Raw genomic sequence first — 14,321 nt, 5'->3', positions numbered from 1 at the left:
GCGCGCAGTATACGCGAAGCTGCGGCCGTTTCCGTGTCGTTTCCGGGGTCTGATCAACCGAATGCGCGCTTGATCCGCGAGCGTAGCAGTGCGCGCTTCAGGCGCCCTTCGACGGCCGGCGTGTCGAGCACGAGTCGCGAGCCCGCCGGCTCGCCGCGATGGAGGTAATAGCGGTCGAACGTGGCCTGCGTCATGCCCCATTTGTTGAGGAACTGGCGGCGGCCATCGTTCTTGACGATCTTGCCCGTGCTCTTCTGCTGGAAGTGATAGACGAGGCTGTCGCCGACACCGAGGAAGATCCGGCAGCCGGCGTCCCAGAATTTCATCGAGAAGTCGTTGTCGCTGCTCATCCCGGGCGACAGCTCGCTGCTGTAGCCGCCGATGCGGTTCCACCAGTCGCGGTGCACGAGCGTCGGCGGCCAGGTCGAGCCGAGCCAATCCGCGCGCGCGAGCCGCGGCGTGGCCGCGACGAGGCCGGCCGCGTCGAACTGTTCGGCGTCGCGGCCGAAATCGCTGACGACGACGCACGGGTTGCGCGTGTCGACCGGCTCCACCATCGTGCCGGACAGCATGAACAGGTCGGTCGGCATCTGCTCGATGCGCCGCACGAGCGCCGCGTCCCAGCCGGGGCAGCAGTACATGTCGTCGTTCATGTAGACGACGTAGTCGCGCGTCGCGCGCGCGGCGGCCAGATTCACCGCGTGGCAGATGCCGATGTTGGCCGGCGACGCGGTGTGCTCGATGCCTTCGCTGCGCACCCAGTCGAGCGTGCCGTCCGAGCCGTCGTTCACGTGCACGATGATCTGGTGGTCGTAGGCCGAATGACGGCGCAGGCTGTCGACGACGAGCTTGAGGTACGGCAGGTTGTTCCAGGTCGGGATGATGATGGAGAACATGGCGGTCGGATTCGGTGGTCGTCGTGTCGGCGGCGCATGGCGCGGCGCCGCGCTCGGGCGCGCATGGCGCGCGGGCAGCCCGGCATTGTAACGCCGGGGTGGCCGCATGCCGGCGGCGTCAGGGTCGGGGGCGCGGTCGCGCGTGCTCAGCGGGCTGGCTCGTGGCCGAGCTTGAGGAACCGGTAGTACACCGTTTCCGCATTGAACACGGCGATCATGAAGCCCGCGCGGCCGTCGAGAAACCCGCGCCGCAGCACGTAGGTCCGCACGAACGCCCACGCGCCGCGTGCGAGCGCCTTGCCGAAGCCGCCGCGCTGGCCGGCCGCGCGGCGCTGGCGTGCGCCGGCCGTCGAATACGCATCGAGCTTGCGCACGACGGTTTCGAAATCCTCGTAGGAATAGTGCATCAGCTTGCCCGGCAGCCGATGCGCGGGCGTGTCGAACACCAGCCGTTCGTGCACCAGGTCGTCGGAAAAGCGGGCAGTGCCGCGCCGGAACAGGCGCGGCACCCAGTCCGGATACCAGCCGCTATGGTGGATCCATTGGCCGCAGAAGCTCGACAGCCGGTCGAGCGCGTAGACCTGCGCGGCCGGCGCGCGAATGGCCGCGCGGATCGACTGCGCGAGTTCCGGGCTGACCACCTCGTCGGTGTCGAGCGACAGGATCCAGTCGGTGTCGAGGGCATCGAGCGCGCGGTTCTTCTGCGGGCCGAAGCCCGGCCAGTCGCGCTCGACGATCACGCGGGCGCCGCGCGCGCGAGCAATCGCGACGGTATCGTCGGTGCTGCCGCCGTCGATCACGACGACATCGTCGGCGAAGGTCAGCGCGTCGAGGCACTGCGCGAGCCGCGCGGCCGCGTTGAGGGCGATGAGGGCGACGCCGAGGGTGGGTTCTGCCATGAAATCGTCGAAAAGGCGGAGAAAACGGTGAGCGGCAGTATACCCGCGCGCCGGTCGGCGGCCGCTTCGGCGACGGCCATGCCGGCGGAAGCGGTACAGCTATAATGTTGGGCCTTTTTCGGCACCCGCCGGACGGGGTGAATTCCGGGCAGTCTCGCCCCGGGCGCCGCGTCGCGGCTCAAGAAGGATTGCCTTGGAAACCCAGAACACTCTTCGCAAACCGATGGACGGCACCGGTACGTCGCCGGTCACGGTCCTCAAGCGCCTGTGGCCGTACATCCGGCCGCTCGTCGGTATCGTGCTGCTCGCCGTGATGACGATGGGCGTCGTCGCGGCCACGGAAGCCGGGATCCCGGCGCTGCTCAAGCCGCTGCTCGACCACGGCTTCGGCTCGCACGGCAGCGACCGCGCGAAATGGTACGTGCCGATCGCGGTGATCGGCCTCGCGCTCGTGCGCGGCGTGTCGCAGTACGCGTCCAACTATCTGCTCAACTACGTGTCGAACCGCATCCTGCTGCAACTGCGGCTCGAGATGTTCCAGCGGATGATTCACACGGGCGCATCGTTCTTCCAGCGAGAAACCGCGAGCACCGTGATCAACGCGATCGTGTTCGAGGTCAACCAGATCCTGTCGGTGCTGACCGGCGTGATGGTCACGCTCGTGCGCGACTCGCTGACCGTGGTGTTCCTGCTCGGCTACCTGTTCTACCTGAACTGGCGGCTCACGCTGATCGTCGCGGTGATCCTGCCGGGCATCGGCTGGCTCGTCAGCAAGATCAACCGCCGCCTGCGCCGCCTGAACCGCGAGCACCAGACGCTGACCAACGAGCTGTCGTACATCGTCGAGGAGACGGTGGGCGGCTACAAGGTCGTGAAGGTGCACAACGGCGAAGCGTACGAGATGGATCGCTTCACGACGATGAGCAAGCGCCTGCGCGGCTACGCGATGCGCATGACGATCTCGGGCGGGCTCGCTCAGCCGCTGACGCAGTTCCTCGCGTCGATCGCACTCGCCGTCGTGATCACGATCGCGGTCGTGCAGTCGACCAACGATCAGACGACGGTCGGCGGCTTCGTCGCGTTCGTCACGTCGATGCTGCTCGTCATTTCGCCGCTCAAGCACCTGATCGACGTCAACCAGCCGCTGCAGCGCGGGATGACGGCCGCCGAGCTGATCTTCGGGCTCATCGACGAGCCGGCCGAGCCGCAGGGCGGTGGCCGTGCGCTGCCGCATGCCCGCGGCGAGATCGAATTCCGCGACGTGTCGTTCGACTACGGCGCCTCCGAGCGGCCGACGCTCGATCGCATTTCGTTCAAGGTCGCGCCGGGCGAGATGATCGCGCTCGCGGGGCCGTCGGGCAGCGGCAAGACGACGCTCGTCAACCTCCTGCCGCGCTTCTTCGATCCGACGGGCGGCGCGATCCTGGTCGACGGCGTACCGGTGGCCGACTACGACATCCACGCGCTGCGCGGCCAGATGGCGATGGTCAGCCAGGACGTCGTGCTGTTCAACGACACGATCGCCGCGAACGTCGCATACGGGCAGACGCCGGATCGCGCGCGCGTGCAGGCGGCGCTCGAGGCCGCGAACCTCGCCGACGCGGTTGCCGCGATGCCTGACGGGCTCGACACGCTGGTCGGCGGCAACGGGATGCGTCTGTCGGGCGGCCAGCGGCAGCGGCTCGCGATCGCGCGCGCGATCTACAAGGACGCGCCGATCCTGATCCTCGACGAGGCGACCTCGGCGCTCGATTCGGAATCCGAACGCCACGTGCAGGCTGCGCTCGAGCGGTTGATGGAAGGGCGCACGACGCTCGTGATCGCGCACCGGCTGTCGACGATCGAGCGCGCGGACCGGATCCTCGTGCTCGAAGCCGGCAAGATCGTCGAAACGGGCAGCCACGACGAGCTGCTGCGCCATGGCGGGCTGTACGCGCACCTCCACCGGATCCAGTATCAGCAGCAGGCGGCGTGACGTCGGATCGCCCCTACCGTGTGCTAGTCTTGATCGGGCAGGTCCGGTTTCGTTGTTTCCGGTTCGACGTGACAACACGGAGGGAAGGTCAATGAAGAAAGTGCACGGGATGATGCTGGCCGCGCTGGTCGCGGCGGGTTTCGCAGCGCCGGTCGCGATGGCGCAGGATCACGGCAACTACGACAGGCACGGAGACCAGGGCGGTCCAGGCATGCGGCACGGTCACGGCCCGAAGCACATGCCGCCGGGCCAGGCGATGCATCGCGAAGACGACGTGCCGCCGCGCTGGGCCGACCAGCCGCGCCGCGAGTGGCACAAGGGCGACCGTCTCCCGGACGAATTCCGCGATCGCCAGTACGTGGTCGACGACTGGCGCGGCTACCGCCTGAGCCCGCCGCCGCGCGGCTATCACTGGGTGGGCGTCGGCGGCGACTACCTGCTCGTGCAGATCGGCTCGGGCATCGTGCTGCGCGTCGGCCCGTAACACCTGCCGCCGATCGTCGATTCATCCGGCTGCCGGCGCGTGCGTTCCGGCAGCCGCGTCACTTGTCCTTGTTCTCGTCCGCCGCCCGGCGGAGCCAGCGCCGCTCGATGCGCGACATCACCCAGCACACGGCCAGCGCGCAGACCGTACCCAGCGCCACTTCCCCGAGCCGCATCAGCGGAATGTCCCATAGCGGGCCGTTGCCCGGAAACAGCAGCACGATCGTCGCGGTCACGCCGCCAAGCCGCGCCGCGCTGCCGACGTTCAGGCACCAGCAGCTGACGATGGTGACCGCCACCGCGATCGCATAGGCGACGAGGCGGTCGCCGCCGAGCGCGGCACCCGCGAAGCCGACCAGGCCGCCGATCATCGCGCCGATGAACTGGTCGCGCGACAGCGACATCGTGTCCGAGTAGTTGTGCTGCGTGACGGCGATCGCGGTGACCGCCGCCCATACGGCCTGCTCGGTGTGCAGTGCGCGGCCGATCGCGTACGCGAGGCACGCGCCGCAGACGGCTTGCAACGCCATCAGCGCGCCTTGCGTGAGCCGCTCGCCGAAGGTCAGCCCCTTGAACAGATCGAAGATCGACTGCTGGATCTGCTGGCGCGCTTCGTTGAGTGTCCTGATCGTATCCATCGTGCCGGGCCGGGAAGGAGATGCGGGCGTGTCAGTGGGCCTGTTCCGGCGATGCCGCGGCCGGCTCGCCGGCGGTCGCATCGCCGTTCTCGACGCGCGTTTCCGGCATCGCGAGCCAGACCAGCAGCACCGCGAGCGCGCCGGCGGCGGCGAGCCCGAAGAAGCTGACCGCGTTGCCGAAATGATCGGCGACAAAGCCGGCCACGGCCGTGCTGAGCGTCGCGCCGATTCCGGCCGCGAGCCCGAACAGCCCGATGCACAGGTTGTAGCGTCCCTTGCCGCCCGCGACGTCGGCCGCGATCAGCGGCAGCATCACGCCGAACACGGCCGCGCTGATGCCGTCGAGCATCTGCACCGGCACCAGCAGGTAAGGGCTGCTCACGCCGGCGAACAGCAGCGCACGCACCGGCAGTGCCGAGAAGCCGAGCAGCAGGATCGGCCGGCGTCCCCAGCGTTGCGCCGAGCGGCCGACCCACGGCGACAGCATCGCGACGATCGCCTGCGGCACGATGATGCACGCGGCGATCACGAGCTGCACGTTCTCGCCCATGCCGGCCGTCACTTCGCCGGCCGCGAGGTTGAGCATCGCCGCGTTCGACAGGTGGAACAGCACGACGCATGCCGCGAAGGTCAGCATCCGCCGGTCGCGCAGCAACTCGAGCAGCGTCTCGCGTTCCTCGCCTTCGTCGCGGTCGTCGGGTTTCGACGCGTGCGGAATCACTTCGTGTGTCGGCTGGATCATCGCGAGCGCGAACAGCGCGGGCAACGCCAGCACCGCAGTCAGCCAGAACACCGCGCGCGCGGAGAAATACTCGCCGGTGAGCCCCATCAGGCCTGCCGCGATCGCGCTGCCGATCGATGCCCAGCGCGCGTTGCGGCCAAGCCGGTCGCCGAGATCGGCGCGGCCGACCAGCGAGAACGAGATCGCGGCCATCGCGGGCACGAGCATGCAACTCGCGAAGCCGTGGAACACTTCGGCCGCGATCACCGGCACGATCGTCGGGCTCGACGCGAGCAGCACCGCGGACAGGATGATGGCCGCGATTGCCCATGCGGCCGCGCCTTTCTTGTTCTTCAGCGCGTCGACGGCGGCGCCGCCCGGCACCTGGCTGACCATCGCGCTGATCGTGCCGATCGACAGCACCATACCGATCTCGCCCTGCGTCCACTTGTGCGATGCGAGGTAGGACGCGATGAACGGACCGAACCCGGTTTGAACGTTTGCAACGAAAAAGTTGAGCCAGTCGAGGGCTCGAAGACTGCGAACGCTGACGGAATGCTTGATCGTCATCGGGCGGCACTCGCAGGCGAAGCCGGCGCGGCGGCGGTAGCCGGCGGCGAAACCACGACGATCGGCTTGTCCGCCGCGTAGGGCGGCGACGCCTTGATCTGCGCGTCGTTCAGGTCGAGTTGCGGACGCAGCGCCTTGTCGCGCGTGACGAAGTGCAGCGCGCCCCAGCTCGCGGCGATCGAGCGGCGGTCGGTATTGACGAGCCCGCCGAGGTCGAGCACGACGGCCTGCGGTTGCGCGCCGCGGTCGATCAGCACGTCGACGACCCGGCCGATCTTCGTGCCGTTCGGGCGTTCGACGTCGCTGTCGAGCAGCGTCAGGCGCGTCGTGGGTGACGCCGCAGGCGAGCCCGACAGCGGTACCGCCTTGGGCCGAGCGGCCGGCGGCAGGTCGCCCGACGGCACGTCGAGCACGATCGGCTCCTGTTTGCCGCCCGGCGTGAAGCGGAACACGTTCCACGGGAAGACGACCTTGCGGTCGCCGACCCCCATGAACCCCTGCAGGTTGACGACCATCTCGCGCGGTTTGCCGCTCGCGTCGGTCACCATGTCGACCGCGCGGCCGATCACCTTGCCGTTGCGGCGCGCGACCTCGCTGTCGAGCAGCGCATGGATCTGGGTGCGGTCGAGCGGGCGTGTCGCGACGAGCGGCGGCGGGGGCGGCGGAGGCGGTGTCGGCGATTCGGGGCGCTGCACCGGCTTCGGCTTCGCCACTTCACGGTGCGGCTTCTTCGGCGCTTCCGGTTCCTCCGGCTGGACGAGCGGCGGCACGGGCGGCATCGTCAGCGGTTCGCCGGCGGTTTCCTCGACGGGTTCGACGAGCGCCTCGCTGATCGGCGCGGGCGGATTCTGCGTTGGCAGCAGCCCGCAGCCGGACAGCAGCGCGGCGGCCGAGAGAGCCAGCAAGACCGTCGGGGACGGGAACGACATGCGGGATGCGGGAAACGGAAGTCCGCCGCTCATTGATACTCACTCCATGGGTCGGGGCCGCGCGCAGGGGCGCGGCTGGCGATGGATGGCGGGTGCGGGCGGCGCACCGCGCGAGGTGAGAGTTTAACGTGTCTTCCTTTCAGGACCGATTTCTGCGGAGGATTGGGCGCGGGATGGGGGGAAATGGCGGGGATCGATCGCCGCAAGGGCGGCGTCGGGGGCGCCAAAGAGCACGGCGCCCGACCGTCGACGACGGGCAGGCGCCGTACGGGCTGCCGGCGCGGCGTTACTTGACCAGTGCGCCGAGCGTCGTCGTGACCGGGGCGAGCAGACCGCCGCCGGTCTTCGACAGCGCGCCCGTGCCGCTGCCGCCCGTCAGGCCGCCGACCGGCGAGCTGCCGGCGGCCGCCGTCACGGAGCCGACCGCCGACGTGAGCGCACCTGCCGGGTTGCTGCCGCCCGCCGCGCCGCCGAGCGCGCCCGTCGACAGGAGCCCCGTCACCGGGCCGAGCGGATTCGTCGATGCGTTGCCGCCGCCGAGCAGCGCCGTGCCTGCGGTGGCGACCGTGTTGCCGGTGGCGGTCACGACGTTGCCGACGCCGGTCGTGACCGCATTGTTGCCCGTATTCGCGAGCGTCGGGCCGGCGTTCGCGACGCCGGTGCCGACGGTCGTCACGAGATTCGTCAGCGGGGCCCCGAGCGGCGTGCTTGCCGCGACCGTCTGCGTGACCGAGCCGACCGTCGTCGTGATCGGCGTGATCGCCGAGCTGGCCGCGCCCGTCACTTGCGCGACCGGGCCGGTCGACAGTTGCGTGCCGAGCGTCCCGCCGGCGCCCGCGATCGTGTTGCCGAGCGTCGTCACGGCCCCGCCAACGGGCGACGTGACGGGCGCAAGCGGCGCCAGGGCCGAACCGCTGGCGCCGAGGCTCGACACGACATCGCCCGTCGCGGCGACGGCCTGACCGAGATTCGTGACCACGCCCCCCGTGCTCGCGACTGTCGTGCCGACCGGATCCGACGACGCGCCGAGTTGGCCGAGGCCCGAACCGAGGCCGGTGCCGAGCGTCGTGACAGCCGCGCCGACGTCCTGCACCACGGCGCCGAGTCCCTGTGTCGTCGTGGGGCTCGTGCCGGGCACCGATTGCGCGGCGATCGCCGTGCCGACGCCCGATATGGCGCCGCCGCCTGCCGTCACGATGTTGCTCGACGCAGCGGTCGTCTGGCCGACGCCGTTGGCCGATGTCCCGCTGGAGCCGTTGCCCGTGCCGCCGGTCGTTGCCGTCGTATCGCCGGATCCCGAACCGGAGCCGCCGGTGCCCTGGCTCAGCGAGCCGGAGCCGCCGCACGCGGACAGCGACATCAGCGCCGCGGCACCGGCCGCGATCATGATCATTCGGAGTCCTGCTTGATGAATGGTGGGCGTGTTCATGTCGTCCTCGTCTCGATTATGGAAATGAGTCAGGCGGCCTTCGTGTGCGCCGGCGTGTCGCCGCTGCGGAAGGGAAGCGGCGGGCGCATCGTTGTTGTCTCCCTGATTGACCTGCCGCCGCGTCGCGTATTCGCCTGAACCGAAGCCGGAGCGCTTGCAGGACGAATCGTTTGCATTCTTTCGTCTTGCTTGCCGATCGTGCCGGAAATCACCGGATTCGTGCGATCAGAGTAGGTCCACCGACGTGAGGTGTCTTTTAATGATCGTTAAATTGAAGTAAGCGTCCGATTCATTGCTGAAGTCGGGGTAATCACGATCGACGCGATGTGAGTCGTGTGATGGGGGAAGGCGGAAGGAGGGGGCAGCGGCGCCTGGCCCGCCGTCACGGCGGGCAGGCGCGGGCGCCGTGCGAGGCGCGAAGCAACCGGAACGTCAGGCTTCCGGATACCACGCGTCGGTGAATTCGCTGACCTGAACGTCGGTCAGCTCAGGGCGTGCGGCCAGCCATGCGCGCACGTTCTCGCGATCGGCGTCGGTCGTCGTGCCGCGCGGCGCGCCGGAGATCACGTAAGCGCCGATTCCTTCGTCGGCCGACGCGACGGTCAACAGCCCGTTCGCTTCGACGAAATCGATGAACGCATCGATCAGTTGGCCGCGCTCGAGGTCGGACAGTTCGTTGCGGTATTGCGCAGTCGCGTTGAACGCGAGTTCCTGGAACTCGGCGATGTGGAGTTTCTTGCGTTGGCGGCGGTTGTAGCGTTTGCTCATGGTGTGTGATGAACGGGAAGGGGGGGGGAAAGGCAGCGGCGGCGGGCGCGGGTGCGACATGCGCGAGCGGCCGGCGCCGCGTTGGATCGCCGCGCGGCATGGCCGGCGGCGGGCAGAGGGAACGTCACATCAGCACGATATCGTACTGCTCCTGGCTCAGGTTCGACTCGACCTGCAGCGATACCGGCTTGCCGATGAAGTCGATCAGCATCGCGAGATGCTGCGACTCCTCGTCGAGGAACAGATCGATCACCTGTTGCGCCGCGATCACGCGGAATTCGCGCGGGTTGAACTGGCGCGATTCGCGCAGGATCTCGCGCAGGATGTCGTAGCACACGGTGCGCGACGTCTTCACCTGGCCCTTGCCCTGGCAGGTCGGGCACGGCTCGCACAGCACGTGCGCGAGCGATTCGCGCGTGCGCTTGCGCGTCATCTCGACGAGCCCTAGCTGCGAGAAGCCGTTGACCGTCACGCGCGTACGATCGCGCGACAGCGCCTTCTTCAGCTCGGACAGCACCGCGTCGCGATGCTCGGCGTTCTCCATGTCGATGAAGTCGATGATGATGATCCCGCCGAGGTTGCGCAGACGCAGCTGCCGCGCGATCGTATGCGCGGCCTCGAGGTTGGTCTTGAAGATCGTGTCGTCGAAGTTGCGTGCACCGACGTAGCCGCCGGTGTTCACGTCGATCGTCGTCATCGCCTCGGTCTGGTCGATCATCAGATAGCCGCCCGACTTCAGGTCGACGCGTCGCGACAGCGCGCGCTGGATCTCCGTCTCGATGTTGTACAAGTCGAACAGCGGCCGCTCGCCGGTGTAGTGATGCAACTTCGGGCTTACCGCCGGCGTGAACTCACCCGCGAATTCCGCGAGGCGCTGGTAGGTCTCCCGCGAATCGACCTGGATGCGCGTCGTGTCGTCGTTCGCGAAATCGCGCAGCACGCGCTGCGCCAGGTCGAGATCCTGATACAGCAGGCTCGTCGCCGGCAGCCGCTGCGCTTGCGCGACGATCGTTGCCCAGGTCTTGCGCAGGTAGGTGACGTCGGCGGCCAGTTCGTCCGAGGTCGCGTCCTCGGCAATCGTGCGCACGATGTAGCCGCCTTTCTCGTCCGGCGGGATCACGGCGGTCAGCCGTGCGCGCACGGCCTCGCGCTCGGCCTCGCTCTCGATCTTCTGCGAGATGCCGATGTGCGGCTCCTGCGGCAGGTACACGAGCGTGCGGCCCGCGATGCTGACCTGCGTCGACAGTCGCGCCCCCTTCGTGCCGATCGGATCCTTGATCACCTGGACCATCAGCGTCTGGCCTTCGAACACGGTCTTCTCGATCGGCTGGTGCGGCGCGCCCGACTGCGGCTCGCCCGCGAGGCGCGGATGCCAGATGTCCGCGACGTGCAGGAACGCCGCGCGCTCGAGGCCGATGTCGATGAACGCCGACTGCATGCCGGGCAGCACGCGCACGACCTTGCCGAGGTAGATGTTGCCGACCCGCCCGCGCGACAGCGTGCGCTCGACGTGAAGCTCCTGCACCGCGCCTTGCTGCACGAGTGCGACCCGCGTTTCCTGCGGCGTGAGGTTGATCAGGATTTCTTCGTTCATGGTGGGATTCAGAAGTCGACGCGCGCGGCGCGCAGCAGTGCCGCGGTCTCAAAGAGGGGCAGACCCATGATACCCGAATGGGAGCCTTCGATTCGCTCGATGAATTCGGCCGCGCGCCCCTGGATCGCGTAGGCGCCGGCCTTGCCGAACGGTTCACGGGTGTCGACGTAGCGTTCGAACGCGTCGCGCGGCGTGGCTGCGAAGCGCACCGACGAGCGCGACAGCGCGGGCGGCAGCAGTTCGCCGTCGGCGCCGATGACCGCGACCGCGGTCAGCACCTCGTGTTCGCGGCCCGCGAGGCGCGTCAGCATCGCGAGCGCGTCGTCGGCGTCGGCGGGCTTGCCGAGGATCGCGCCGTCGATCGTCACGGTGGTGTCCGCAACCAGCACCGGCGCGGCCGGTTTGCCGCTCGCGACGAGGCGCGCACGCGCGGCCTCGGCCTTCGCGACGGTCACACGCCGGACGTACGCATCGGCGGCTTCGCCGGGCAGTTCGGCTTCGAGCGCCTCGGCGTCCTCGTCGGGACGCGGCAGCAGCAATTCGAACCGCACGCCGATCTGCAGCAGCAGCTCCTGGCGGCGCGGGCTTTGCGAAGCGAGATAGAGGATCGGGAAAAGGGCAGGAGGCGTGCTGGACGGCATGGTGTCGTTATCTCGTTGAGCGCGCGGCGCGCGTCCCGAGGACGACGCGTCATGCGCGATGATAAGGGTGATTCTGCGTGATGCTCCACGCCCGGTAAAGCTGTTCGGCAAGCAACACGCGCACCATCCCGTGCGGCAGCGTCATGCTCGAGATGCGCAGCAGCAGGTCGGCGCGCGCCTTGAGTTCCGGATCGAGTCCGTCGGCGCCGCCGATCACGAACGCGACGTCACGACCATCCTGCTGCCAGCCGGGCAGCGCCTGAGCGAGCTGCATCGTGGTCCAGTCGCGGCCGCGCTCGTCGAGCGCGACGATGCGCGCGCCCTTCGGCAGCGCGGCCTCGATCTTCTGCCGCTCGGCGGCCATCACGCTTTCCGCGCTGCGGCCGCCCGAACGCAGTTCGGGCTTGATCTCGCGCAGCTCGATGCGCAGCTCGGGCGGCATGCGCTTCGTGTATTCGTCGAAGCCGGACGCGATCCAGCCGGGCATCTTGTGGCCGACCGCGAGGATGAAAAGCTTCATCGGGGCGACTCGCTGCGGCTCAGCGGCGGCGGGCCGCCGTCTTGCGCGCAGGGCGTGCGGGCGCTTCTTCCTCTTCGTCCTCGTCTTCGCCGGCCGTCGCGACGCCGTTCGGACCCTTGCCGCCGCCGAGCTTCATCCGCACGGGCTTGTCGCCCCAGATTTCCTCGAGGTTGTAGTACTGGCGCAGTGCCGGTTGCAGGATGTGCACGACCGCGTCGCCGCAGTCGACCAGCACCCATTCGCCCGTGTCTTCGCCCTCGGAGCTGACGATGTCGCCGCCGGCTTCCTTGACCTTGTCGCGCACACTCGACGCGAGCGCCTTGGTCTGGCGGTTCGACGTGCCCGACGCGACGATCACGCGGTCGAACAGTTCGGTGAGGTGGCTGGTGTTGAACACCTTGATGTCTTGCGCCTTGATGTCTTCGAGAGCGTCGACGATCACGCGCTGCAGTTTGCGGATATCCATGGAATCAGGAATGGTAGAGACGATGTTGAAGAATATAGGCCCAGACGGCGGCCGGCACATGCTCGGCCGACGCATCGGGCATTTGCGCGTGACGCGCGATGCATTCGCGCAGGTGCGCACGGATGTCGGTTGCGGCGATATCGAACGCCAGCGTCGTGTCGATCAGCAGGTGGCCGGCCGGCGTCGCTTTCAGCACGTCGGCGCCGGCCTGACGCCGGGCGATTTCGCGTGCGACGTCAGGCGACGCCGTGCCGAGGTCGAAGCCCGGGCGCGTTGCCGCGCAGATGTGAGCGTAGTCGAACAGCCTGCGCCAGTCGCGCCACGTGTCGAGCCTCACCAGCTGGTCGGCGCCGATCAGCAGCGACAGCGAAGCATCGGGGCCGATCCGCTCGCGCCAGCGCGCAAGCGTCTCGACCGTATAGGTCGGCCCCGCATGTTCGATCTCGTCGGTGGCGACGGTGACCGTCACGCCGGGCAGCGACAGCGAATCGGCAGCGGCGCGCGTCATCGCGAGCCGATGCTCGGCGGCCGACACATCGCGCTTCTGGTAAGGCTGTCCGGCGGGCAGCAGCGCGAGCTCGGTCAGGCCGAGCTCGTCGGCGAACCGGCGCGCGAGCGCGAGGTGGCCGTCGTGGATCGGATCGAACGTGCCGCCCAGCAGGCCGATGCGACGTAACGGCGGGCGCGGCTGCGGGGCGGGGCGGGCGGTGGTGTTCAGAAAAACGTGTCCTGTTCTTGGAGGCGGCGGAGCGCGGCGGGTTTAGACCCAGTCGCGCGGCACGAGGAACTCGCTCAGGCGCGCTTCGGGCGAGCCCGGCTCGGGTTGCCAGTTGTAGCGCCAGTTCGCGACCGGCGGCATCGACATCAGGATCGACTCCGTCCGTCCGCCGCTTTGCAGGCCGAACAGCGTGCCGCGGTCGAACACGAGGTTGAATTCCACGTAGCGGCCGCGCCGATAAGCCTGGAACTCGCGTTCACGCTCGCCGTACGGCAGCGCGATCCGGCGTTCGACGATCGGCAAATACGCGTTCAGGAACGCGTCGCCGACGCCTTGCATCATCTCGAACGAGCGTTCGAATCCGGGCTCGGAGAAATCGTCGAAGAAGATCCCGCCGATGCCACGCGTCTCGTTGCGGTGCTTCAGGAAGAAATACTCGTCGCACCACGTCTTGAAACGCGGATAGAGCTCGGCACCGAACGGATCGAGCGCGTCCTTGCAGGTCTGGTGGAAATGCCGCGCGTCGTCCTCGAATGGATAAACGGGTGTCAGATCCATGCCGCCGCCGAACCAGAAGATCGGGGCCTCGCCCGGTTTCGTCGCGATCAGCATCCGCACGTTCATGTGCACCGTCGGGCAGTACGGGTTGCGCGGGTGCAGCACGAGCGACACGCCGAGCGCCTCGAAGCCGCGGCCGGCCAGCTGCGGGCGCGCGGCGCTCGCCGACGGCGGCAGCGCGTCGCCCGCGACGTCGGAAAAGCCGATCCCCGCGCGCTCGAACACGCGGCCGCCTTCGAGAATCCGCGTGCAGCCGCCGCCGCGCAGGCGCTCTTGCGGCCCGCGCTGCCACGCATCGGTCGCGAGCGGCGTGCCGTCGAGCGCGCCGAGCGCGTCGGCGATGCGTGTCTGCAGGCCCTGGAGGTACGTGCGCACGCGCGCCACGTCGTAGGTCGAATCGGTCATGTCTGAACTGGGTGCCTCCGCGCGAAAGCGGGGGCCGTAAAAAAGGCATCTGCCGGGCATTCTATCGAACCCCGGCAGAGGAGGCCGCCGCTTGCGACGGCACGGCGGCGG

General features: G+C 68.7%; 15 protein-coding genes. 2 read left to right on the top strand and 13 right to left on the bottom strand.

Annotation, left to right across the window (positions count from 1 at the left end; translation table 11 throughout):
• Positions 1-53 precede the first annotated feature (53 nt).
• Complete coding sequence (locus WI26_RS11220; protein ID WP_069225948.1) at positions 54-896, bottom strand: glycosyltransferase family 2 protein; 843 nt, start codon at positions 894-896, stop codon at positions 54-56.
• A gap of 146 nt (positions 897-1,042) precedes the next feature.
• A complete protein-coding gene (locus tag WI26_RS11215) occupies positions 1,043-1,795 on the bottom strand; it encodes a glycosyltransferase family 2 protein (RefSeq protein WP_069225947.1) in 753 nt (250 codons plus the stop codon).
• Between the two features lie 223 nt (positions 1,796-2,018).
• On the opposite strand from WI26_RS11215, the gene msbA reads away from it, so the two are divergent.
• The gene (msbA, locus tag WI26_RS11210; protein WP_059468157.1) at positions 2,019-3,770 is read left to right on the top strand and encodes a lipid A export permease/ATP-binding protein MsbA; all 1,752 of its coding nucleotides are present in this window, start codon (positions 2,019-2,021) and stop codon (positions 3,768-3,770) included.
• Between the two features lie 91 nt (positions 3,771-3,861).
• Positions 3,862-4,254, top strand: a complete 393-nt coding sequence (locus tag WI26_RS11205) for an RcnB family protein (RefSeq protein ID WP_059468156.1) — start codon at positions 3,862-3,864, stop codon at positions 4,252-4,254.
• 58 nt (positions 4,255-4,312) lie between these two features.
• On the opposite strand, the gene WI26_RS11200 is transcribed toward WI26_RS11205, so the two are convergent.
• The 11 genes from WI26_RS11200 to hemF form a co-directional block, all read right to left on the bottom strand.
• Positions 4,313-4,891 (bottom strand): FUSC family protein, encoded by a 579-nt coding sequence (locus WI26_RS11200; RefSeq protein ID WP_059914489.1) that lies wholly within the window; start codon positions 4,889-4,891, stop codon positions 4,313-4,315.
• A 31-nt stretch (positions 4,892-4,922) separates the two neighbouring features.
• Positions 4,923-6,182, bottom strand: a complete 1,260-nt coding sequence (locus WI26_RS11195) for an MFS transporter (protein ID WP_059468154.1) — start codon at positions 6,180-6,182, stop codon at positions 4,923-4,925.
• Complete coding sequence (locus WI26_RS11190) at positions 6,179-7,144, bottom strand: PRC-barrel domain-containing protein (protein ID WP_069225946.1); 966 nt, start codon at positions 7,142-7,144, stop codon at positions 6,179-6,181. The genes WI26_RS11195 and WI26_RS11190 overlap by 4 nt, the downstream gene beginning before the upstream one ends.
• 253 nt (positions 7,145-7,397) lie before the next feature.
• The gene (locus tag WI26_RS11185; RefSeq protein WP_069225945.1) at positions 7,398-8,540 is read right to left on the bottom strand and encodes a collagen-like triple helix repeat-containing protein; all 1,143 of its coding nucleotides are present in this window, start codon (positions 8,538-8,540) and stop codon (positions 7,398-7,400) included.
• Positions 8,541-8,972: 432 nt separating this feature from the next.
• Complete coding sequence (locus WI26_RS11180) at positions 8,973-9,308, bottom strand: YggL family protein (protein WP_059468151.1); 336 nt, start codon at positions 9,306-9,308, stop codon at positions 8,973-8,975.
• A gap of 124 nt (positions 9,309-9,432) precedes the next feature.
• Positions 9,433-10,902 carry a ribonuclease G gene (rng, locus tag WI26_RS11175; protein ID WP_059448692.1) on the bottom strand — a complete coding sequence of 490 codons (1,470 nt, stop codon included), beginning with the start codon at positions 10,900-10,902 and terminating at the stop codon, positions 9,433-9,435.
• A gap of 8 nt (positions 10,903-10,910) precedes the next feature.
• Positions 10,911-11,543 carry a Maf family protein gene (locus tag WI26_RS11170; RefSeq protein ID WP_069225944.1) on the bottom strand — a complete coding sequence of 211 codons (633 nt, stop codon included), beginning with the start codon at positions 11,541-11,543 and terminating at the stop codon, positions 10,911-10,913.
• A gap of 49 nt (positions 11,544-11,592) precedes the next feature.
• Complete coding sequence (rlmH, locus tag WI26_RS11165; RefSeq protein WP_044844705.1) at positions 11,593-12,063, bottom strand: 23S rRNA (pseudouridine(1915)-N(3))-methyltransferase RlmH; 471 nt, start codon at positions 12,061-12,063, stop codon at positions 11,593-11,595.
• 19 nt (positions 12,064-12,082) lie between these two features.
• The gene (gene rsfS / locus WI26_RS11160) at positions 12,083-12,529 is read right to left on the bottom strand and encodes a ribosome silencing factor (protein WP_069225943.1); all 447 of its coding nucleotides are present in this window, start codon (positions 12,527-12,529) and stop codon (positions 12,083-12,085) included.
• 4 nt (positions 12,530-12,533) lie between these two features.
• Positions 12,534-13,247 (bottom strand): nicotinate-nucleotide adenylyltransferase, encoded by a 714-nt coding sequence (locus WI26_RS11155; RefSeq protein ID WP_081334255.1) that lies wholly within the window; start codon positions 13,245-13,247, stop codon positions 12,534-12,536.
• Between the two features lie 42 nt (positions 13,248-13,289).
• Positions 13,290-14,210, bottom strand: coding sequence for an oxygen-dependent coproporphyrinogen oxidase (hemF, locus tag WI26_RS11150; RefSeq protein ID WP_059468146.1), 921 nt, complete (start codon positions 14,208-14,210; stop codon positions 13,290-13,292).
• Between the last annotated feature and the right edge of the window lie 111 nt (positions 14,211-14,321).

The organism is Burkholderia diffusa, assembly GCF_001718315.1.
GTDB lineage: Bacteria > Pseudomonadota > Gammaproteobacteria > Burkholderiales > Burkholderiaceae > Burkholderia > Burkholderia diffusa_B.
The sequence above is the reverse complement of the archived record's forward strand: the minus strand, read 5'-3'. Positions and strand labels throughout refer to the sequence as shown.

Bases quoted from the DNA above. Each gene is read 5' to 3' on its own strand.
- WI26_RS11220 (WP_069225948.1), bottom strand. From the start codon at position 896: ATGTTCTCCATCATCATCCCGACCTGGAACAACCTGCCGTACCTCAAG.
- WI26_RS11215 (WP_069225947.1), bottom strand. From the start codon at position 1,795: ATGGCAGAACCCACCCTCGGCGTCGCCCTCATCGCCCTCAACGCGGCC.
- msbA (WP_059468157.1), top strand. From the start codon at position 2,019: ATGGACGGCACCGGTACGTCGCCGGTCACGGTCCTCAAGCGCCTGTGG.
- WI26_RS11205 (WP_059468156.1), top strand. From the start codon at position 3,862: ATGAAGAAAGTGCACGGGATGATGCTGGCCGCGCTGGTCGCGGCGGGT.
- WI26_RS11200 (WP_059914489.1), bottom strand. From the start codon at position 4,891: ATGGATACGATCAGGACACTCAACGAAGCGCGCCAGCAGATCCAGCAG.
- WI26_RS11195 (WP_059468154.1), bottom strand. From the start codon at position 6,182: ATGACGATCAAGCATTCCGTCAGCGTTCGCAGTCTTCGAGCCCTCGAC.
- WI26_RS11190 (WP_069225946.1), bottom strand. From the start codon at position 7,144: ATGAGCGGCGGACTTCCGTTTCCCGCATCCCGCATGTCGTTCCCGTCC.
- WI26_RS11185 (WP_069225945.1), bottom strand. From the start codon at position 8,540: ATGAACACGCCCACCATTCATCAAGCAGGACTCCGAATGATCATGATC.
- WI26_RS11180 (WP_059468151.1), bottom strand. From the start codon at position 9,308: ATGAGCAAACGCTACAACCGCCGCCAACGCAAGAAACTCCACATCGCC.
- rng (WP_059448692.1), bottom strand. From the start codon at position 10,902: ATGAACGAAGAAATCCTGATCAACCTCACGCCGCAGGAAACGCGGGTC.
- WI26_RS11170 (WP_069225944.1), bottom strand. From the start codon at position 11,543: ATGCCGTCCAGCACGCCTCCTGCCCTTTTCCCGATCCTCTATCTCGCT.
- rlmH (WP_044844705.1), bottom strand. From the start codon at position 12,063: ATGAAGCTTTTCATCCTCGCGGTCGGCCACAAGATGCCCGGCTGGATC.
- rsfS (WP_069225943.1), bottom strand. From the start codon at position 12,529: ATGGATATCCGCAAACTGCAGCGCGTGATCGTCGACGCTCTCGAAGAC.
- hemF (WP_059468146.1), bottom strand. From the start codon at position 14,210: ATGACCGATTCGACCTACGACGTGGCGCGCGTGCGCACGTACCTCCAG.